General features: G+C 55.5%; 15 protein-coding genes. 4 read left to right on the top strand and 11 right to left on the bottom strand.

What is annotated here, in order from left to right; all coding sequences use genetic code 11:
* Positions 1-16: 16 nt before the first annotated feature.
* Positions 17-853 (top strand): N-hydroxyarylamine O-acetyltransferase, encoded by an 837-nt coding sequence (nhoA, locus tag NQ842_RS12145; RefSeq protein WP_063426989.1) that lies wholly within the window; start codon positions 17-19, stop codon positions 851-853.
* A gap of 8 nt (positions 854-861) precedes the next feature.
* Here nhoA and NQ842_RS12150 read toward each other — a convergent pair whose 3' ends face one another.
* Both NQ842_RS12150 and NQ842_RS12155 read right to left on the bottom strand, forming a co-directional pair.
* The gene (locus tag NQ842_RS12150; RefSeq protein WP_118282755.1) at positions 862-1,815 is read right to left on the bottom strand and encodes a GlxA family transcriptional regulator; all 954 of its coding nucleotides are present in this window, start codon (positions 1,813-1,815) and stop codon (positions 862-864) included.
* 49 nt (positions 1,816-1,864) lie between these two features.
* Positions 1,865-2,590 (bottom strand): cysteine hydrolase family protein, encoded by a 726-nt coding sequence (locus tag NQ842_RS12155; RefSeq protein ID WP_257256930.1) that lies wholly within the window; start codon positions 2,588-2,590, stop codon positions 1,865-1,867.
* A gap of 229 nt (positions 2,591-2,819) precedes the next feature.
* On the opposite strand from NQ842_RS12155, the gene NQ842_RS12160 reads away from it, so the two are divergent.
* Positions 2,820-3,269: an SUR7/PalI family protein gene (locus NQ842_RS12160; RefSeq protein ID WP_257255869.1), complete on the top strand. Its 450-nt coding sequence runs from the start codon at positions 2,820-2,822 to the stop codon at positions 3,267-3,269.
* Between the two features lie 76 nt (positions 3,270-3,345).
* On the opposite strand, the gene narI is transcribed toward NQ842_RS12160, so the two are convergent.
* The 6 genes from narI to NQ842_RS12190 all read right to left on the bottom strand — a co-directional run bounded on the left by narI (position 3,346) and on the right by NQ842_RS12190 (position 12,236).
* Positions 3,346-4,026: a respiratory nitrate reductase subunit gamma gene (gene narI, locus NQ842_RS12165; RefSeq protein WP_257255870.1), complete on the bottom strand. Its 681-nt coding sequence runs from the start codon at positions 4,024-4,026 to the stop codon at positions 3,346-3,348.
* Complete coding sequence (gene narW, locus NQ842_RS12170; protein WP_257255871.1) at positions 4,023-4,718, bottom strand: nitrate reductase molybdenum cofactor assembly chaperone; 696 nt, start codon at positions 4,716-4,718, stop codon at positions 4,023-4,025. Before narW ends, narI begins: the two co-directional genes overlap by 4 nt.
* Positions 4,718-6,262 carry a nitrate reductase subunit beta gene (gene narH, locus NQ842_RS12175; RefSeq protein WP_047361791.1) on the bottom strand — a complete coding sequence of 515 codons (1,545 nt, stop codon included), beginning with the start codon at positions 6,260-6,262 and terminating at the stop codon, positions 4,718-4,720. The genes narW and narH overlap by 1 nt, the downstream gene beginning before the upstream one ends.
* Positions 6,259-9,999 (bottom strand): nitrate reductase subunit alpha, encoded by a 3,741-nt coding sequence (locus NQ842_RS12180; RefSeq protein ID WP_257255872.1) that lies wholly within the window; start codon positions 9,997-9,999, stop codon positions 6,259-6,261. Before NQ842_RS12180 ends, narH begins: the two co-directional genes overlap by 4 nt.
* A gap of 67 nt (positions 10,000-10,066) precedes the next feature.
* Positions 10,067-11,452, bottom strand: a complete 1,386-nt coding sequence (locus NQ842_RS12185) for a NarK family nitrate/nitrite MFS transporter (protein WP_257255873.1) — start codon at positions 11,450-11,452, stop codon at positions 10,067-10,069.
* A 208-nt stretch (positions 11,453-11,660) separates the two neighbouring features.
* Positions 11,661-12,236 carry a TetR family transcriptional regulator gene (locus tag NQ842_RS12190; RefSeq protein ID WP_014832026.1) on the bottom strand — a complete coding sequence of 192 codons (576 nt, stop codon included), beginning with the start codon at positions 12,234-12,236 and terminating at the stop codon, positions 11,661-11,663.
* 116 nt (positions 12,237-12,352) lie between these two features.
* Here NQ842_RS12190 and NQ842_RS12195 point away from each other — a divergent pair, with 116 nt between their 5' ends.
* Positions 12,353-13,840: an MFS transporter gene (locus tag NQ842_RS12195; protein WP_196372344.1), complete on the top strand. Its 1,488-nt coding sequence runs from the start codon at positions 12,353-12,355 to the stop codon at positions 13,838-13,840.
* 62 nt (positions 13,841-13,902) lie between these two features.
* Here NQ842_RS12195 and NQ842_RS12200 read toward each other — a convergent pair whose 3' ends face one another.
* From NQ842_RS12200 to yddG, 3 genes are all read right to left on the bottom strand, one after another.
* On the bottom strand, positions 13,903-14,439 hold the full coding sequence (locus NQ842_RS12200; protein WP_050860640.1) for a dihydrofolate reductase family protein: 537 nt from the start codon (positions 14,437-14,439) through the stop codon (positions 13,903-13,905).
* A gap of 142 nt (positions 14,440-14,581) precedes the next feature.
* The gene (ompC, locus tag NQ842_RS12205) at positions 14,582-15,655 is read right to left on the bottom strand and encodes a porin OmpC (RefSeq protein ID WP_014832023.1); all 1,074 of its coding nucleotides are present in this window, start codon (positions 15,653-15,655) and stop codon (positions 14,582-14,584) included.
* Between the two features lie 627 nt (positions 15,656-16,282).
* Entirely contained in the window at positions 16,283-17,161 is an 879-nt protein-coding gene (yddG, locus tag NQ842_RS12210) for an aromatic amino acid DMT transporter YddG (protein WP_063425843.1), read from the bottom strand.
* Between the two features lie 221 nt (positions 17,162-17,382).
* Between yddG and fdnG the strand changes: the two genes are divergently transcribed.
* The gene (fdnG, locus tag NQ842_RS12215) at positions 17,383-20,430 is read left to right on the top strand and encodes a formate dehydrogenase-N subunit alpha (RefSeq protein WP_257255874.1); all 3,048 of its coding nucleotides are present in this window, start codon (positions 17,383-17,385) and stop codon (positions 20,428-20,430) included.
* The last annotated feature ends 7 nt before the right edge of the window (positions 20,431-20,437 follow it).

The raw sequence follows: 20,437 nt of genomic DNA on the forward strand, positions 1-20,437 counted from the left end.
TAAAGGAAACTGATGCATGTCCCCATTTCTGACTGCTTATTTCGCCCGCATCGGCTGGAAACAACCGGCTATTGTTGATATCGACACCTTGCGCGCGCTGCATTTACATCACAACTGTGCGATCCCGTTTGAAAATATTGATGTCGTTCTGCCGCGCGAAATACAGCTCGACGATCAAAGCCTTGTCGACAAACTGGTTAAGGCGCGTCGCGGGGGGTATTGCTTTGAACAAAATGGCTTGTTTGAGCGCGTGTTGCGCGAAGTCGGGTTTACGGTGCGCAGCGTGCTGGGACGTGTGGTATTAGCGAATCCACCGCAAATGCCGCCGCGCACGCATCGCCTGTTGCTCGTCGAACTTAACGGCGAACGCTGGATTGCCGACGTTGGGTTTGGCGGCCAGACGCTGACGGCACCGATTCGTCTGCTTGCCAACGAAGAGCAGGAGACGCCGCACGGTCTGTATCGTCTGCTGAGCGAGGGGAACGACTGGGTACTACAATTCCGTCACCACGAACACTGGCAGTCGATGTATCACTTTGACCTGACGACACAATATTTCAGTGATTACGTCATGGGCAATTTCTGGTCAGCGCACTGGCCGCAGTCCCATTTCCGCCATCATCTGCTGATGTGTCGCCATCTGCCTGATGGCGGCAAACTGACGCTGACCAACTTCAACTTTACCCACTGGCAAAAGGGCCATGTGGAGGAGCAGATCCATCTTCCCGATGCTGCGGCGCTGTATCAGCTGATGCAGGAACGCTTCGGGCTGGGTGTTGACGATCCGAAGCACGGTTTTTCCCTGGCAGAGTTGACGGCGGTGATGGCGGGTTTTGAAACTCACGGAAAATAGCCGCCTCGTTATCGGCCGCGAAACTCGCGCCGATAGCGAGAAGGCGAGGTGTTAAGCAGTTTGTGAAAGTGACGGCGCAAGGAGGTTGTTGAGGGAAACCCGACACGCTCGGCAATGTCATCCACAGGCTGGTCGGTTTTTTCGAGATAACGTTGTGCGACGATAATGCGCTGGTTTAGCAGCCAGCGCGAAAAGCTCTCACCGGTGGTTTGCTGAAAACGTCGGGTAAAGCTGCGACGGCTCATGCAGGCTTTTTCCGCCACGCAGTCCAGCGTGAGCGCAAGCTGGAGGTTTTCCGTTGCCCAGGCCAGCGCGTCGGTGAAGTTGTCTCCACGACGCGTGTTCTGAACCGGCAGTTCTACGTATTGACGTTGTCCACCCTGGCGATGGGGCGGTACTACCAGCAACCGCGCCACGCTGTTTGCCACTTCAGCGCCCCAGGCCTGACGCACCAGATGCAGACAGCAGTCGATACTGGCCGCTGTCCCCGCAGAAGTGACAACGTCACCATTGTCGATATAAAGCACGTCTTTATCCATCTGCACAGAGGGATAGAGACGCTGAAAGTCAGATGCCCAGCGCCAGTGCGTCGTCGCAGGGCGGTTTTCAAGTAGCCCGGCAGCGGCAACGACAAACGCGCCCATACACAAACCCACAACACGCGAACCCGCGGCATGTGCTTTTTGCAGGGCCTGCAGGAGATCGGGGGCCGGGGCATGCTCGGGACTGTCCCAGCTTGGGACGATCACCATATCCATTCCGGCCAACTCATCAAGCCCGCGCTCGACAACGATAGAAAATCCGGCATTGGTTTTAAGCGCGCCGGGCGTGGTGGCGCATACCACAAGCTGGCAAAGGGGCTCGCCCTCCGGCGTCAGCGCTTTTTCAAATACAGCATAGGGCACCGAAAGATGGAAAGGGATGATGCCATCAAATACCACGATACCAATTTTCAACGTCATATCAGTCTCCATGTGCCAGCCAGTATAGAAGTCTGGCTGGCGACAGGGTTCAAGTCCGGTCTGATTTTGTGACTGGCAGTGCTATAACGTCTTCAGTGGTCATTATCTCAGCGAATACATCGGCAACACCGGCTAATGCCGCACGTTGCAGTGTTTTGTGATCCAGCACGCCACCCTGACCGTCATCCAGATCGCGTGTTGCTGTTGCATCTTCTGGAATAATCACGCTGTAACCCAGCGGTACGGCGTCACGTGCAGTAGACGAAATGCACATGTGCGTCATCAGACCAATCACAATCACGGTTTTAATCCCTTTTTTCTTTAATTGCGCATCCAGATCGGTGCCAACAAAAGAACTGGGGGTCGCTTTGGTGATAATAGTGTCTTGCGCAGAAGGTTGCAGATCTTTATGGAATTGCGCATAGACAGACCCTTCGGCGAACAGCGGGCTATCCTTTGGCGCTATATGACGCACGAAGTACACCTGCATTCCTTTCTGATGGGCATAGTTAACCAGCTTTTGACTGTTCTTCAGTACCTTATCGCCATCAGGGATCACCATCTGACCACGAAAATCTTTACCTGCGTAATATTCGTTTTGGATATCCACCACGATTAACGCCGTTTGTGAGGCGGATAAAGACGAAGTCGCCGTTGCGCCTGTCATTGCACGAATGGTTTTGCTATTCGTGCTGGTCGTTTCCTGCGCGGTAGCATAAGTGGGAAAAGTGCTCATCATGCCGATCAGCAATGCAGTACGAAAAAATGGTTTCATCACGCGAACTCCTTCTGTGTTGTGTTCGGGAGCCATTATTCCGCACAGTTGCTCACAGTATGAGTCACCTGGCGAACCAATAACGATACTTTTGGGCCATTATGAGACGATATTCCGGGGTGGAATTTTCTTCTGCAAAACGGCATGCTTCAGTCTTAATCGCCCGGTGGCGGCTACGCCTTACCGGGCCTACAGCCCACGCGGCGGCATTACTCGAAGGTATGTTGATATGGAAATCGTATTACGAAATAAATTCAGTTCATTGGGTATGTTGCTGGGAGGAATTGCACTCATTCTCTCAATTGTCCAGTTTTCATTCGGACCGTTTTCGCCAAAGCCGCCAGCGCTTGAAGTTATGGTTGCTGAGAAGGTTTCGGCTGTAAAACAAGGGATAATTGCGGGGCTAAAGGGGGAGCGTCCTGCCGCCCGAACCGAAAAAACGACGGTTGATATCGACCGCATTCTTCTTATCGCCGGGATTATTCTCGCTGTTGTGGCACTGGGACTTTCGTTCATCGGAGGGATGTGCAAGGAGAGCCGTTGGGGGATCTGCGGGGCGCTTCTTTTCTCAGGGCTAACGCTAACGTTTCATGCTGTGCTACTTGCATTCGGATTGATCGTCGCGGTGCTGTTGCTGTTATTTATTCTCTCTCTGGTAACCGGAGGGTCAGTAACTTGACATTAAAGCCCGGTGGCGGCTACACCATACCGGGCATAACGTAGGTCGGGTAAGGCGTAGCCGCCACCCGACAAAATCAACGGCGCGATCTCACCACCTGGTACCGACGGGTAAAGTACTCAAACGGCGCGCTCCATACGTGTACCAGACGGGTGAACGGGAAGATGAGGAAGATCGTCATCCCCAGCACCAGATGAACGCGGAAGATGGGGGCCACGCCGCTCAGCATTTCCGATGAGCCGCCCTTAAACGTCACAATTCCCTGTGCCCAGCCGACCAGCTTCATCATCTCGCTTCCGTCAGGATACTGGGCGGAAAAAGGGATAGTGGTCAGCCCCAGAATGCACTGGATCAGCAAAATACTCATGATAATGATATCCGGCGTGGTGGACGTGGCGCGCACGCGCTGATTGAACAGGCGACGGTATAGCAGCATGGACCCGCCAATCAGCGTCAGCACGCCGCAAATCCCCCCTGCAAACATGGCTAACTGCTGCTTAACCGCGACGGGTAAAAACCAGGCATACATCCAGTGCGGGGTGAGCATGCCGAACAGGTGCCCGAAGAAAATACCCAGGATCCCGATATGAAACAGGTTAGAGGCCCAGTTCATACCGCGTTTGCTGAGCATCTGGCTCGATGAGGCGCGCCAGGTGTATTGCCCGTAGTCGTAGCGCAACCAGCTGCCAAGGAAAAAAACGGTAGCGCAGATGTAGGGATAAATGTCATAGAAAAAGACGTTCAGGTAATGTGTCATTTTGGGCCTCCGGCGCTGACGTCCACGTACTGCGGGGCGACGTCCTGGCTAAAGCGTCGTTGATAGTGCTGCATCGGCGAGCTGTCGCACGATGTGGCGTTGTCTTCGATAAACTTGACCTGTTCCTCTTCCCAGACGGCATCCAGCGCCTGGCGGGTATCATCCCGTTTTTCACCGGACACCTGTTTCGCCACGCTGTCGCTGGAAAGCCGCGTTCCCGCCAGTACCAGCAGGGCATCGAACAGCTGATAATGGGCCACGCCGCGCTGCTTCAACCGTCCGCCAATCAGCGCCAGGATCGGCGCGACGTTCTGCAATCCTTCGCGCGCCTCGCCGTCCGTAACGATACTGAGGTACTCCAGATAGAGCGGCAGGTAGTCCGGCAGCTCGCGGCAGTCCAGTTGTAGCCCGGCTTTCTCATACTGCCCCATGAGGTCGACCATCGCCTGACCGCGATCGCGGGATTCAGCGTGAACGTGCTCGAACAGCAGCAGCGAGGTCGCGCGGCCACGCTCAAACACCTCACACCACTCGGCCTGTTTATCCAGCAGCAGGGCGCTCAGGTGCTGGCGGGCAAACGACAGCAGCATGGGTGCGTCCTGCTCAATGAGCGAAAGCGCTTCTTCGCGATTTTCCCACAGGGTCTCATCGGGATACTCAATCAGCAACGCGATGATTTTGAGGATCTGCATTACTCTCCCTCCCCATGTTCGCGCACCTCGGTGATGTTGATGGCATCAATCCGGCTGCTGTTGAAGAGGTTAAATTTAGTGTCAGAGCCGTGGCAGCCGTCGCCAAAGGTGAAACCACATCCGTTACGTTCCGGGAAGGCATCGCGCGCCATTTCACGGTGGCTGGTGGGGATCACGAAGCGATCCTCGTAGTTGGCGATGGCCAGATAGCGGTACATCTCTTCAACCTGCGCTTCGGTCAGGCCGACCTCTTCGATGGCGCGGGTATCGGTCACGCCTTCGACGGTCTGGGAGCGTTTATAGTGTCGCATCGCCATCATGCGCTTCAGGGCGCGCAGCACCGGGCCGGTATCGCCCGCGCTAAGCATGTTCGCCAGATACTGCACGGGAATGCGCAGGCTCTCTACGGCAGGCAGGACGCCATCGCTCATCGGCAGGCCGCCCGCGTCAGCGTAAGACTGAATCGGTGACAGCGGCGGCACGTACCAGACCATCGGCAGAGTGCGGTATTCCGGGTGCAGCGGCAGGGCCAGCTTCCAGTCCATCGCCATTTTGTAGACCGGGGAGCGCTGGGCCGCATCGATTACGTTCTGTGGAATACCCTGTTTCAGCGCTTCCTCAATGACCGCCGGATCGTGCGGATTCAGGAACACGTCGCACTGGCGCTCGTACAGATCGGTTTCATGTTCGGTACTGGCCGCCTCTTCAATGCGGTCCGCGTCATACAACAGTACGCCGAGATAGCGGATGCGCCCGACGCAGGTTTCCGAGCAGACGGTCGGCTGGCCGGATTCAATGCGCGGATAGCAGAATATGCATTTTTCTGACTTGCCGCTCTTCCAGTTAAAGTAGATTTTTTTGTACGGGCAGCCACTGATGCACAAACGCCAGCCGCGGCATTTGTCCTGGTCAATCAGCACAATGCCGTCCTCTTCGCGTTTGTAAATCGCCCCGCTCGGGCAGGTGGCAACGCAGCTTGGGTTCAGACAGTGCTCGCACAGACGCGGCAGGTACATCATGAAGGTGTTTTCAAACTGGCCGTACATCTCTTTCTGGATCTTCTGGAAGTTGCGGTCGCGGGCGCGTTTTTCGAACTCGCCGCCCAGCAACTCCTCCCAGTTGGGGCCCCAGACGATTTTGTCCATCCGCTTGCCGTCAATCAGGGAGCGCGGGCGGGCAGTAGGGAGGTGATCGCCTTCCGGGGCGCGGTGCAGATCCTGATAATCGAAGGTAAAGGGTTCATAGTAATCGTCAATCTGCGGCAGGACAGGGTTAGCGAAAATTTTCGATAGTACGCCCATTTTGCCGCCGAGACGCGGCGTGAGTTTGCCGTGAATACCGCGGATCCAGCCACCTTGCCACTCCTCCTGGTCTTCCCAGTTTTTCGGGTAGCCGATCCCCGGTTTGGTCTCGACGTTGTTGAACCACGCATATTCCATCCCTTCACGCCCGGTCCAGACGTTTTTGCAGGTGACCGAGCAGGTGTGGCAGCCAATGCATTTATCGAGATTCAGTACCATGCCAACCTGTGAACGTATTTTCATTTTTTCGTCTCCTGTACCTGATCCCGACCTTCGCCATCCAGCCAGTTAATGTTTTTCATTTTGCGGATCATGATGAATTCGTCGCGGTTGGAGCCAACGGTGCCGTAATAGTTGAAGCTGTATGCCAACTGGGCGTAACCGCCAATCATGTGCGTCGGTTTCGGGCAGACGCGGGTCACTGAGTTATGAATACCGCCCCGGCGTCCCGTCACCTCTGAACCGGGAATGTTAAGAATGCGCTCCTGGGCGTGGTACATCATGGTCATACCCGGCGGCACGCGCTGGCTCACCACCGCGCGGGCGGTGAGGGCGCCATTGGCGTTGAAGGCTTCAATCCAGTCGTTATCTTCGATACCTAATTCTCTGGCATCGGTTTCACTGATCCAGACAATCGGCCCGCCGCGCGACAGGGTCTGCATCAGCAGGTTTTCACTGTAGGTGGAGTGGATGCCCCATTTCTGGTGTGGCGTCAGGAAATTGAGCGCTTTTTCCGGGAAGCCGTTCGGCGGGATCTCGCGCATATGGCTGACGCTACGGGTATCAATCGGCGGACGGTAGGCCACCAGACTTTCGCCGAAGGCGCGCATCCACGGGTGATCCTGATACAGCTGCTGACGGCCGGAGAGGGTGCGCCACGGGATCAGCTCGTGAACGTTGGTATAACCTGCGTTATAGGAGACGTGCTCGCTTTCCAGACCGGACCAGGTCGGGCTGGAGATGATTTTGCGCGGCTGCGCCTGAATATCGCGGAAGCGGATCTTCTCGTCTTCTTTATTCAGCGCCAGATGGGTGTGATCGCGCCCGGTCAGTTCGCCGAGCGCTTCCCAGGCTTTCACCGCCACCTGACCGTTGGTTTCCGGTGCCAGAGCGAGGATCACCTCAGAGGCGTCAATGGCGGTTTCAATACGCGGTCGGCCTTTCGCCGGACCGTCGGATTTGACGTAGTTCAGCTTGCCGAGGAACTCGACCTCGCTTTGCGTGTTCCACGAAATGCCTTTCCCGCCGTTGCCGAGCTTATCCATCAGCGGGCCAAGGGAGGTAAAGCGTTCCCATGTCTCGGGGTAGTTACGCTCGACGACCGCGATGTTCGGTGCGGTTTTGCCGGGGATCAGATCGCATTCGCCTTTGCGCCAGTCCTGAATATCAAACGGCTGTGACAGTTCCGCCGGGGAGTCATGCTGCAGAGGCTGCAACACGAGGTCCGTTTCCGTACCGAGATGGCCGACGCACACGTCAGAGAAGACTTTGGCGATGCCTTTGTAAATCTCCCAGTCGCTACGCGATTCCCACGCCGGGTCGACGGCGGCAGAGAGCGGATGAATAAACGGATGCATGTCCGAGGTATTCATGTCGTCCTTTTCATACCAGGTGGCGGTCGGCAGGACGATGTCAGAGAACAGGCAGGTGCTGGACATGCGGAAATCGAGCGTCACCAGCAGGTCAAGTTTGCCCTCAATGGCGTTGGTTTGCCAGTCGACCTCTTCAGGCTTGACGTCATCGGTCGAGCCTAAATCTTCCCCCTGGATCCCGCTTTCGGTACCGAGCAAATACTTGAGCATGTACTCGTGGCCTTTACCGGAGGATCCAAGCAGGTTCGAGCGCCAGACAAACAGGTTGCGCGGGTGGTTTTTTCCGCTGTCAGGCTGCTCACAGGCGAAGCGGATATCACCCGATTTTAACGCCTGAGCGGTATACTCCTGCGGAGACAGGCCTGCTGCCTCTGCGCGGGCTTTGATGTGCAGCGGGTTGAGGTTGAGCTGCGGCGCCGACGGCAGCCAGCCCATACGCTCGGCGCGGACGTTGAAGTCGATCAGGTGTCCGGTGAATCGGGATGCATCCGCCAGCGGGGAGAGCAACTCCTGCGCCGTCAGCTTCTCATAGCGCCACTGGCTGGCGTGGTTGTAAAAGAATGAGGTACTGTTCATCTGCCGCGGTGGGCGGTTCCAGTCCAGCGCGAAGGCCAGTGGCAGCCATCCGGTTTGCGGACGCAGCTTCTCCTGGCCCACGTAGTGCGACCAGCCGCCACCGCTTTGGCCTACGCAGCCGCAGAAGACCAGCATGTTGATCATCCCACGGTAGTTCATGTCCATGTGGTACCAGTGGTTTACCCCGGCCCCGAGAATGATCATCGAACGCCCGTGCGTCTTGTGCGCCGTGTCAGCAAATTCACGGGCAATCTTTTCGATCAGGTGAGCCGGTACGCCGGTGATCTGCTCGCCCCAGGCCGGTGTATACGCTTTAATCTGACCATAACTTTCAGCCGCGTTACTGTCTTCGAGGCCGCGGTCGAGACCATAGTTCGCCAGTACAAGATCGTAAACGCTGACCACATGTTTCTGGCTGCCATCGGCAAGCGTCAGGGTTCTGCTCGGCACGCGGCGGGTCAGCACCGGCTCCTGCTTCACGCTGCGAAAATGCGGATTCTCATTGCCGCCAAAGTAGGGGAAGGCGACATCCGCCACGCTGTCGTGGGTGATCAGCAGAGAAAGAGTCAACTCCGTTTCCTGACCCGCCGCCAGCGATTCCAGGTTCCATTTGCCTTTTTCGCCCCAGCGGAAGCCAATGGAACCGTTAGGAACCACCAGATTACCGGCAATATCAAAGGCGACGGTTTTCCACTCCGGATTATTGGTTTCGCCCAGCCCGTCGACAAGGTCGGACGCCCGCAGCATGCGTCCCGGCACCAGACGGCCATCGGCCTGTTCATCCAGCAGAACCAGCATTGGCATATCGGTATAGCGGCGGCAGTAGTTAAGGAAATAGTCGCTGGGATTATCGAGATGGAACTCTTTGAGGATCACGTGACCCATGGCCATCGCCAGTGCACTGTCAGTCCCCTGTTTGGGGGCGAGCCACTGGTCGCTCAGTTTGGCAACTTCAGAGAAGTCCGGGGTAATGGCGACAGTTTTGGTCCCCTTATAACGTACCTCGGTAAAGAAGTGGGCGTCCGGGGTGCGCGTCTGGGGAACGTTAGAGCCCCAGGCGATGATATAGCTGGAGTTGTACCAGTCGGCGGACTCCGGCACGTCGGTCTGCTCGCCCCAGGTCATGGGCGAGGCGGGAGGCAGGTCGCAATACCAGTCATAGAAACTCAGGCAGGTACCGCCGAGCAGAGAGAGATAGCGGGTACCGGCGGCGTAAGAGACCATCGACATCGCCGGAATAGGTGAGAAACCGGCCACGCGGTCCGGACCATAGTGCTTGATGGTCCAGACGTTGGCGGCGGCAATCAACTGGTTCAGTTCTTTCCAGTTCGAGCGGATAAAACCGCCGCGTCCGCGCGCCTGTCTGTAGCTCTGCGCTTTTTGTGGATCATTTTGAATGGCATCCCAGGCGAGTACCGGGTCGCTGTGCTGCGCCAGTGCCTCGCGCCAGAGTTCAATCAGCCTGCGGCGTACCAGCGGATATTTGAGGCGGTTGGCGCTGTACAGATACCAGGAGTAGCTCGCGCCACGCGGGCAGCCGCGCGGCTCATGGTTAGGCAGGTCCGGGCGGGTGCGGGGGTAATCGGTCTGCTGGGTTTCCCATGTCACCAGGCCGTTTTTGACATAAATCTTCCAGCTGCAGGAGCCGGTACAGTTCACGCCGTGGGTAGACCGCACAATCTTGTCGAACTGCCAGCGCTGGCGGTAGCTGTCTTCCCAGTCCCGGTTGGTGTGATAGACCTGCCCGTGCCCATCGGCGAAGCTGTCGCCTTTTGTTTTGAAATAACGAAAGCGATCCAACAGTTTGCTCATGACATTTCTCCTGCTTCGATAGCATGGCCGGAAAGCGCTGCATCACGCTCCGGCGAAGAGGTAGTTATTATTTTTGTGAGGATTTACGGCCGTATACCAGCCAGGTGACGAGCACACAGACGATGTAAAAGACGAGGAAGACTTTCATGGCGCCGACCGGCGACCCGGTCATCGCCAGCGAGGTGCCAAAGGCCTTGGGAATGAAGAACCCGCCGACGGCACCGATGGCGGAGATAAAGCCCAGCGCGGCGGCGGTCTCCGTCACGGCTTCATGCTGCGCCTGCTCGTCGGTGCCGCCTTGCTTTTTCACCCGGTCGAGTGTGATTTGGCGGAAAATAATGGCGATCATCTGGAAGGTCGATCCGCTGCCCAGTCCGGCGGTGAGGAACAGCCCCATAAAGACCAGATAAAACGCGACAAAGCTGCCGGAGCCCGAGCCGGGCAGGGTCAGAAAGATCAGGGCGCTAAAGATGGCCATAAAGACAAAGTTGATAAGCGTGACGCGCACGCCGCCCAGCCTGTCGGAGATCATCCCGCCCGCTGAACGCGCCAGCGCACCAATCAGGGGGCCAAAGAAGGCAAGATGAAGGATATTCACGTCCGGGAACTGGGTTTTTGACAGCATGGCAAAACCAGCCGAAAACCCGATAAATGAGCCAAAGGTTGCCAGATAGAGCAGGCTCAGCAGCCAGAGGTGAAATCGCTTAAGCACCGGAAGCTGGCTGGCGATAGAGGCTTTTGAACTGGCGATGTCGTTCATGCCAAAAAACGCCGCAATGGTTGCCAGCAGGAGAAGCGGGGCCCAGACCCAGGCTGCGTTCGCCAGCCACATGGAAGATCCGTCCTCCTGGGGCACATCGTTCACCCCCAGAAAGGTGAACATGGGCAGAAAAATGACCAGTGGCGCGACCAACTGCATCACGCTGACGCCCAGATTACCCAGTCCGCCATTGATCCCAAGGGCGCTGCCCTGTCTGGATTTTGGGAAGAAGAAGCTGATGTTGCCCATGCTGGAGGCAAAGTTGGCGCCAGCAAAGCCGCAGAGCAGGGCAATCACGATAAAAATCCAGTAAGGCGTCGCGGTGTTCTGAATGGCGATTCCCAGCCAGACGCAGGGAATAATCAGGATGACGGTACTCAATACTGTCCAGTAACGTCCGCCAAATATTGGCACCATAAAAGAGTAGGGGACCCGCAATATCGCGCCGGAGAGGGAAGGTAATGCCGTTAACATAAAAAGCTGATCGGTGGTGAAATTAAATCCGACCTTATTCAGATTAACCGCAATGGCACTAAATAACATCCACACGCAAAAGGCTAATAGCAGGCAAGCCACAGAGATCCATAGGTTTCTTCGCGCGATATGTTTGCCTTTATTCTCCCAGAATTGCGGATTTTCCGGTTTCCAGTTACTTAAAAGATGGTGATGATTCTTCTCACTTTGTTGTGACATATCGCCCTCTTGCTTACCTAAATGAAGATATAAAAATAAGTAAAAACAGCCAGATATGTGAAGATTTGTTATGGAGTTTATTGGAAGTATTGAGATACATCTGAAAGGATAGATAAAAAAGCGAACCCCAGAGTCTGGAATAGAAACAGGGGAACGCTTAATGTGTTACTAATTGTAACGGTGTGATGGAATTACTCACAACGGAGTATTAAAAAAGCTCCAGAGAAATTAATTTATCAAGATGGTTATTAAACGCAGCGTCATCCATTTCGGGCATGTTTAATATATACAGACCGTCAAGGCCACACACCAGGCCAATTAAACGCCAGGCAATACTTTCTGCCGGGTCTCCGGAACGGAATACGCCTGCATTCCTGCCAGCCTCAATGAGGGCAACGGTCTCCTGATGCCACATCTCCATTGTCAGCACATACGCGCCTTTGATTTCCACGTCGCGGGTGGCCAGGATCTGCGCTTCACGCCAGAGGCGAATGTAGGGTTCAAACCTGCCATCATCGCTACCGAGCATGGCATGCAAACGCGCCCGCCAGCTGGCGTGTTCACCGGGCCCATCCGCATCCAGCAGTTCGCGGATCAGCCGGACGAAGGCCAGCGATTTTAACTCACCGCCGGAGGTGAAATGGTGATGAACTTGCCCGGTTGCGACACCGGCTTCGGCCGCGATGCGGCGCACCGTCATGGCGGTAAATCCTTCGGCCAGCGCCACGCGCATGGCGGCCTGTAAGATCTCTTCCCGTCTTTCATCCCTGGTCAGATAACCCATTTTCTCTCACTCTTAAATAGCAATGAAACGAGTGTAACAAAGAGCTGGACAAGTGTTCAACATTCCGTAGGATCGCATCCTGGACATGTGTCCATTTTTATATAAAAAGGAAATTTATGTTTCGTCAGTGGTTAGCGTTAGTGATTATCGTGCTGGTGTATATCCCGGTGGCGATTGACGCGACGGTGCTGCACGTGGCGGCGCCGACATTGAGCATGACGCTGGGCGCCAGCGGTAACGAATTATTGTGGATCATCGATATCTACTCCCTGGTGATGGCGGGTATGGTGCTGCCAATGGGGGCACTGGGCGACCGCATCGGTTTTAAACGGCTGCTGATGATCGGCAGCACGCTGTTTGGCCTGTCATCGCTGGCGGCGGCCTTTGCCCCTTCTGCAGGCTGGCTGATCGCCGCACGCGCCTCGCTGGCAATTGGCGCGGCAATGATCATACCGGCAACCCTTGCGGGTATACGTACCTTGTTTGTTAACGTGCGGGATCGCAACATCGCACTAGGCGTCTGGGCCGCGGTCGGCTCCGGTGGGGCGGCGTTTGGTCCGCTGATCGGCGGCATGCTGCTGGAGCATTTTTACTGGGGATCGGTCTTTTTAATCAACGTGCCGATCGTGCTGGTGGTGGTGTCACTTGTTGCGGTCTATGTTCCGCGTCAGCAAGGGCGACCTGAGCAGCCGCTCAATATCAGCCATGCCGTCATGCTGATTGTGGCCATTTTACTGCTGGTCTATAGCGCGAAAACGGCGCTGAAAGGGGTACTTTCACCGTGGCTTGTGGCCTGTACGCTGCTCACCGGCGCGGTATTGCTGTTTATCTTCGTGCGTATTCAGCTTCGCGCCCGCGTGCCGATGATCGACATGCGCCTGTTTTGCCATCGCATCATTTTAAGCGGGGTGGTGATGGCGATGACCGCCATGATCGCCCTGGTGGGGTATGAATTGCTGATGGCCCAGGAGCTGCAGTTTGTGCATGGCTTTACCCCGTTTGAAGCGGGCATGTTCATGCTGCCGCTGATGGTCGCCAGCGGGTTCAGCGGCCCGATTGCCGGGATACTGGTTGGTCGTCTGGGGCTGCGCATGGTAGCGGCAGGCGGAATGGGGCTGAGCGCCGTCAGCTTTATTGGCCTGTCGATGCTCGACTTCAGCACGCAGCAGTGGCAGGCGTGGTGTCTGATGGTGCTGCTTGGCTTCAGTGCCGCGAGTGCGCTGCTGGCCTCCACCTCGGCAATCATGGCGGCGGCGCCGAAAGAGAAAGCCGCCGCTGCCGGGGCGATTGAAACCATGTCCTACGAACTGGGCGCGGGGCTGGGGATCGCGATATTTGGTCTGTTGCTGACCCGCAGCTTCTCGGCGTCGATTGAACTGCCGCAGGGCTTACCTTCAACGCTGGCGGAAAAAGCCTCGTCATCCATTGGCGAAGCGATGAAGGTCGCGCAGGATCTCAGCCCGGCGCTCGGTGAAACCGTCATTGAGGCGGCAAAAACGGCGTTTATCACGTCGCACAGCTTAGCGTTAGGCAGCGCCGGTGGGATGTTATTGCTGCTGGCGGTGGGGATTTGGTTTAGCCTGGCGAACGCGCCGCAACAGTAAATGCAAGCCCGAAGGCGCTGCACCTCCGGGCTTTTCACTCCTGCTTCAGTGGCGCGGTATCGTTATCGCGTCAGCCGATAGTGCGACTGCACCAGACCCGACGGGAAGCTGCGGGTGGATAAAAGCGTTAAATCGATATCCCGGGGCAGCGAGCCGAACAGCGGCTTGCCTGAGCCGATCAGGACAGGAACGGTAGTGATCACCATATCGGCCACCAGTCCTTCGCGCAGAAACGACTGGATCACCTGTCCGCCATCAATATAGACGCGGTGTGCGTTCTGCGCTGCCAGCTCAGCAAGCGCTTCCTTTGGGGGACAGCGGGAGAACTGCACTTTACCTTTCAGCGCCTCGGGCACCTCGGTGTCAGCCAGCTGACTGGAGAGCACCAGCACGGGGCGGTTATAGGGCCATTGGTCAAAGGTCAGTACTTTCTCATAGCTTCCCCGGCCCATCACAATCCAGTCTTTGTCGGCAATGAACGCTTCATAACCATGATCTTCCGTTGGATCATCGCGCTGGAGTAACCAACCGATATCGCCATCCTGGCGGGCAATGTAGCCATCAAGACTGACGGCGATAAAAACGTGGGTGGTAATCATCGAGGGCTTCCTGTTCAGGCTGTGACGTTAGGACAGTGACGACAGAAGCAGTATACCGGAACCAGGGGATAACGATCAGGATAGCGGGCAGAGGGGCAAAAAAAAGCCAGCCGCAGGGGCTGGCTTTCTGGCGTGACAAATCTTAGAACTGGTAGGTCAGACCTACAGCAACGATATTGTCGGTAGCGATTTTAGCGTCTTTGGTGAACGCATTGTCGTCCAGCAGGTTGATTTTGTAATCAACATAGGTGGACATGTTTTTGTTGAAGTAGTAGCTCGCGCCAACGTCAACGTATTCCACCAGATCCTGGTCGCCGTAAGAACCGATGTCTTTACCTTTGGATTTCAGGTAAGCGATGGATGGACGCAGGCCGAAGTCGAACTGGTACTGAGCCACAACTTCGAAGTTCTGTGCTTTGTTCGCAACGTGGCCGTCACCGAAAGCCGTCATGTTGCGGGTTTCAGAGTAGGTGGTTGCCAGGTAGATGTTGTTCGCATCGTACTTCAGACCAGCTGCCCACACTTCTGCGTTCTCGCCACCTGCGTTCAGGTTGCTTGCTGCACGAACCTGACGGTCAGTACGGTCAGATTTCGCGTAGGTCGCACCTGCAGCAAAGCCGTCGAATTCATAGGTAGAAGAGAGACCCCAACCGTCACCGTTAGATTCGGTGATGTCGTTACGGTCGTTTTTACCCTGGTACTGAGCGGCAACGTTCAGACCGTCAACCAGACCGAAGAAATCGGTGTTACGGTAAGTCGCTACGCCAGTTGTACGGCCAGTCATAAAGCCATCAGTCTGGGTCCAGGTATCGCCACCGAACTCAGGCAGAACGTCAGTCCATGCGCCGATGTCGTACGCCACGCCGTAGTTACGGCCGTAGTCGAAGGAACCGAATTCGTTGAATTTCAGACCTGCGAACGCCAGACGCGTTTTGTTACCGTCAGCACCCTGGGATTCAGAGCGGTTGCCCTTGAACTCATATTCCCACTGGCCGTAACCGGTCATCTGGTCGTTGATCTGAGTTTCGCCTTTGAAGCCCAGACGAACGTAGGTTTTATCACCGTCGTTGTCAGTATCATCAGAGAAATAGTGCAGACCTGTGACTTTACCGTACAGATCCAGCTTGTTACCGTCTTTGTTAAAAACTTCAGCCGCGTTTACAACGCCTGCTGCCAACATGGAAGTGACCGCCACTGCAACTAATTTAAGTTTCATCTTAAATATTCCTTATAATTTTCTTGGATATTTCCTGAACCATTTCGAACGATTTCTAAACGAGGCTGTTCGTCAATGGCAGACTATTTTTAAAAATCTTGTAGCCTGCTTTCAATAATAAGTTTCAAAATATTAAAGATAATTTCAATTAGTGTGATCGCGATCGGGTAAATTTCAGTCCGAATGAATGAATTGACTGGAATTCATTCAATTGGTGCGTATTTTTACGCCATATTGGTTGTGGGAGATATAATTATTAGCGGCTTTATTTCAGAAGGGTAATAGTCGCTATCTCCGAGCTTTACTGGAGTGGTTTGCAGTGATTTTATATTTATATCAATAGCTTGCCATGAGGAATGCTCGGTTAATATGAGGCTTTTGATTAAATGTTTGGAAAGGGATTATTTGATTTTTTGCAATCCCCTGTGTGATTGTTTGGCCATTACTAATTACGTCGGGGTGTCAGTTTATGTCAATTATCAACATTCGCTCTTTACGAATAACAGAGACTATAAACAGAATCTAAACCACTTTCTATTATTTTGCTAAAGAGTCTGATGGGTATCGCATTTTAAATTTATGTTAATTTTGTTGCCGGACTGTAATTTCCCCGGCATCAGAAAAGCGTTATTTCCGGGTGGCATACCAGCACAGCAGGGACCCGACAGAGACCATGATTGCGCCTTGCCAGAAAGAGAACGACAGCGGGGAGTTTAGCAACACTGCCGCCAGCGCAGCAGATAATACCGGCGTAAAATAGGACGCGGCCGCCAGCACCGTGACGTTACCGTGAAGAATACCGATATTCCACGACGCATAGCCAAATCCTAGCGCGACGCCGCACATGAGTAATTTCACCACTACCGGCACGCTGAAGACCATGTCCGGTTGATCGCTCAGGGCATATTTAACCCACAAACTCAGCGCGGTAAGCAACACAAAGAGCGTGATCCCGTTTTGTCCTTTGGCATATTTACTGGTTACCGTGCAGTACGCCGCCCAGATAAACGCGCCGGCAAATGCAAGGGCATAGCTGAGGGGGCTGGAGACAACGTTGCGGATAATCTCATTCACCTGCAACCCCTGTTCGCCGCCCAATACCCAGCACACACCGAGTAAAGAGAGGGCTAAACCTGGGATCACCCAAAGGGACGATTTCTGCCCGTTAAACAAAATGGCAAACACAATGGTCAGGCTCGGCCAGAGATAATTCACCATGCCGACTTCAATCGCCTGCGAACGCGTAGCGGCATAACCTAACGACAGCGCCAGGCAAATTTCGTAGCTGACAAACAGTACGCTACCGGCAATAAGATACCGGGGAGTGAAGCGCCGGATATCAGGAAATCCTACTGTCACCAGACAGAGTAAACCACTGACGGTATAAATCATGGCGGCGCCCCCCACCGGCCCAAGTCCCTCGCTCACGCTGCGAATCAGGCCCACCATGGTGCTCCATAACACTATCGCCGCCAGTCCAGTCAGCGTTGCTCTTTTCCTGTCCATACCCTTGCCATCACGATAAAAACGAAAGGCAAAATTTATAGCATTAATCCCCTGACGGCTGCGAATTATTCTCTTAAGCCGTTAATCAAAAAGAGGTATTCAAAAGGGTTGTGGGTGACTATTAAGGGGGCGAACACCGGTGACCTTGATTTGACGCAAAAAAAACAGGGGCTTTGCTGTTAGTTTGCGGCGCGAAGTCTTATCCGTAAATGAGGACAACAATGGACGTCAGCCGCAGACAATTTTTTAAAATCTGCGCGGGCGGTATGGCCGGAACAACAGCCGCGATGCTGGGATTCGCTCCCAAAATGGCGCTGGCTCAGGCACGCAACTATAAACTGCTGCGTGCCAAAGAGATCCGTAACACCTGCACATACTGCTCCGTGGGTTGTGGGCTTTTAATGTATAGCCTGGGCGATGGCGCGAAGAACGCCAGAGAGGCCATTTATCATATTGAAGGGGATCCGGACCATCCGGTGAGCCGTGGGGCACTCTGCCCGAAAGGGGCGGGACTGCTGGACTATGTTCACAGCGATAACCGTCTGCGCTATCCGGAATACCGCGCGCCGGGCTCCGACAAATGGCAGCGTATTTCCTGGGATGACGCCTTCTCCCGGATTGCCAGACTGATGAAAGCCGACCGCGATGCCAACTTTATAGAAAAGAACGCGCAGGGCGTGACGGTGAACCGTTGGCTCTCTACCGGCATGCTGTGCGCCTCGGCGGCCAGCAATGAAACCGGCATGCTGACGCAAAAATTTGTTCGCTCCCTCGGGATGCTGGCGGTAGACAACCAGGCACGCGTCTGACACGGACCAACGGTAGCAAGTCTTGCTCCAACATTTGGTCGCGGTGCGATGACCAACCACTGGGTGGATATCAAAAACGCCAACGTCGTGATGGTGATGGGCGGTAACGCCGCCGAGGCCCATCCGGTGGGGTTCCGCTGGGCGATGGAAGCGAAAAACAATAACGATGCGACGCTTATCGTCGTCGATCCACGCTTCACGCGTACGGCATCGGTGGCCGATATCTACGCGCCGATCCGCTCCGGTACGGACATCACGTTCCTGTCCGGCGTGCTGCTGTATCTGATTGAAAACAATAAAATCAACGCGGAGTACGTAAAACACTACACCAACGCCAGCCTGCTGGTGCGGGATGATTTTGCCTTTGATGACGGGCTGTTTAGCGGCTATGACGCCGAAAAACGCCAGTACGATAAATCGTCCTGGAACTATCAGTTCGATGAAAACGGCTACGCGATGCGTGATGAAACGCTAACGCACCCGCGCTGCGTGTGGAATCTGCTGAAAGAGCATGTATCCCGCTATACGCCTGACGTGGTGGAAAACATCTGCGGCACGCCAAAAGCGGATTTCCTGAAGGTGTGTGAAGTACTGGCCTCAACCAGCGCCGCCGACAGAACCACCACGTTCCTGTACGCGCTGGGCTGGACGCAGCACACCGTTGGCGCGCAGAACATCCGTACCATGGCGATGATTCAGCTGCTGCTCGGCAATATGGGCATGGCGGGAGGCGGGGTAAATGCCTTGCGCGGTCACTCCAACATCCAGGGCCTGACCGACCTCGGCCTGCTGTCGACCAGCCTGCCAGGCTACCTGACGCTACCGTCTGAGAAGCAGGCCGATCTGCAGACCTATCTCGCGGCGAATACGCCTAAGGCGACGCTGCCGGATCAGGTGAACTACTGGAGCAACTATCCGAAGTTCTACGTCAGCCTGATGAAATCCTTCTACGGTGATGCGGCGCAGAAAGAGAACGACTGGGGCTTTGAGTGGCTGCCTAAGTGGGACCAGGCCTACGACGTCATCAAGTATTTCAACATGATGGATAAGGGCAACGTCACGGGTTATATCTGCCAGGGCTTTAACCCGGTGGCATCCTTCCCGGACAAAAACAAAGTGGTTCGCAGCCTGAGCAAGCTGAAGTACATGGTGGTTATCGATCCGCTGGTGACGGAAACGTCTAACTTCTGGCAGAACCACGGCGAGATGAATGATGTGGATCCCGCATCAATTCAGACCGAGGTCTTCCGCTTGCCGTCAACCTGTTTTGCCGAAGAAGACGGGTCGATCGCCAACTCCGGTCGCTGGTTACAGTGGCACTGGAAGGGGCAGGATGCGCCGGGTGAAGCGCGTAATGACGGTGAAATTCTGGCCGGGATTTACCATCGCCTGCGTGAGATGTACCGCACCGAAGGCGGCAAAGGCGCTGAACCGTTGCTGAAGATGCGCTGGAACTATAAGCAACCGGATCATCCTGAATCCGAAGAGGTGGCGAAAGAGAACAACGGCGTGGCGCTGGCCGATCTCTATGACGCCAACGGCAATCTGGTGGCGAAGAAAGGTCAACTGCTGAACAGCTTCGCGCTGCTGCGCGATGACGGCACGACCGCGTCGTCCTGCTGGATCTACACCGGCAGCTGGACGGAGCAGGGTAACCAGATGGCCAACCGCGATAACGCCGACCCGTCCGGGCTGGGCAATACGCTGGGCTGGGCATGGGCGTGGCCGCTGAACCGTCGCGTGCTGTACAACCGCGCGTCTGCGGACGTAAACGGCAAGCCGTGGGATCCGAAACGTATGCTGATTCAGTGGAACGGGGCGAAGTGGGCGGGGAACGATATTCCTGACTTCAACACCGCCGCGCCGGGCAGCAACACCGGGCCGTTTATCATGCAGCCGGAAGGACTGGGACGCCTTTTCGCCCTCGACAAGCTGGCAGAGGGGCCTTTCCCGGAACACTACGAGCCGATGGAAACGCCGCTGGGGACTAACCCGCTGCACCCGAACGTGATCTCCAGCCCGGTGGTGCGTATTTACGAAGAGGACGTGCTGCGCCTGGGCAAAAAGGACAAATTCCCATACGTCGGAACGACCTACCGCCTGACCGAGCATTTTCACACCTGGACCAAGCACGCGCGGCTTAACGCCATCGCGCAACCGGAACAGTTTGTGGAAATCAGCGAAACGCTGGCGAAGGCGAAAGGCATTGCCAACGGCGATCGCGTCACGGTCAGCAGCAAGCGCGGCTTTATTCGCGCCGTTGCCGTGGTCACTCGCCGCCTGCAGTCGCTGAACGTGCACGGTCAGCAGGTTGAAACCGTGGGTATTCCGCTGCACTGGGGCTTTGAAGGTGTGGCGCAGAAAGGCTACATCGCCAACACCCTGACGCCTAACGTCGGCGATTCCAACTCGCAAACGCCGGAGTACAAGGCGTTTCTGGTCAACATCGAGAAAGCGTAAGGAGCGA

Source organism: Enterobacter cloacae complex sp. R_G8 (genome assembly GCF_024599795.1).
Taxonomy (GTDB): domain Bacteria; phylum Pseudomonadota; class Gammaproteobacteria; order Enterobacterales; family Enterobacteriaceae; genus Enterobacter; species Enterobacter dissolvens.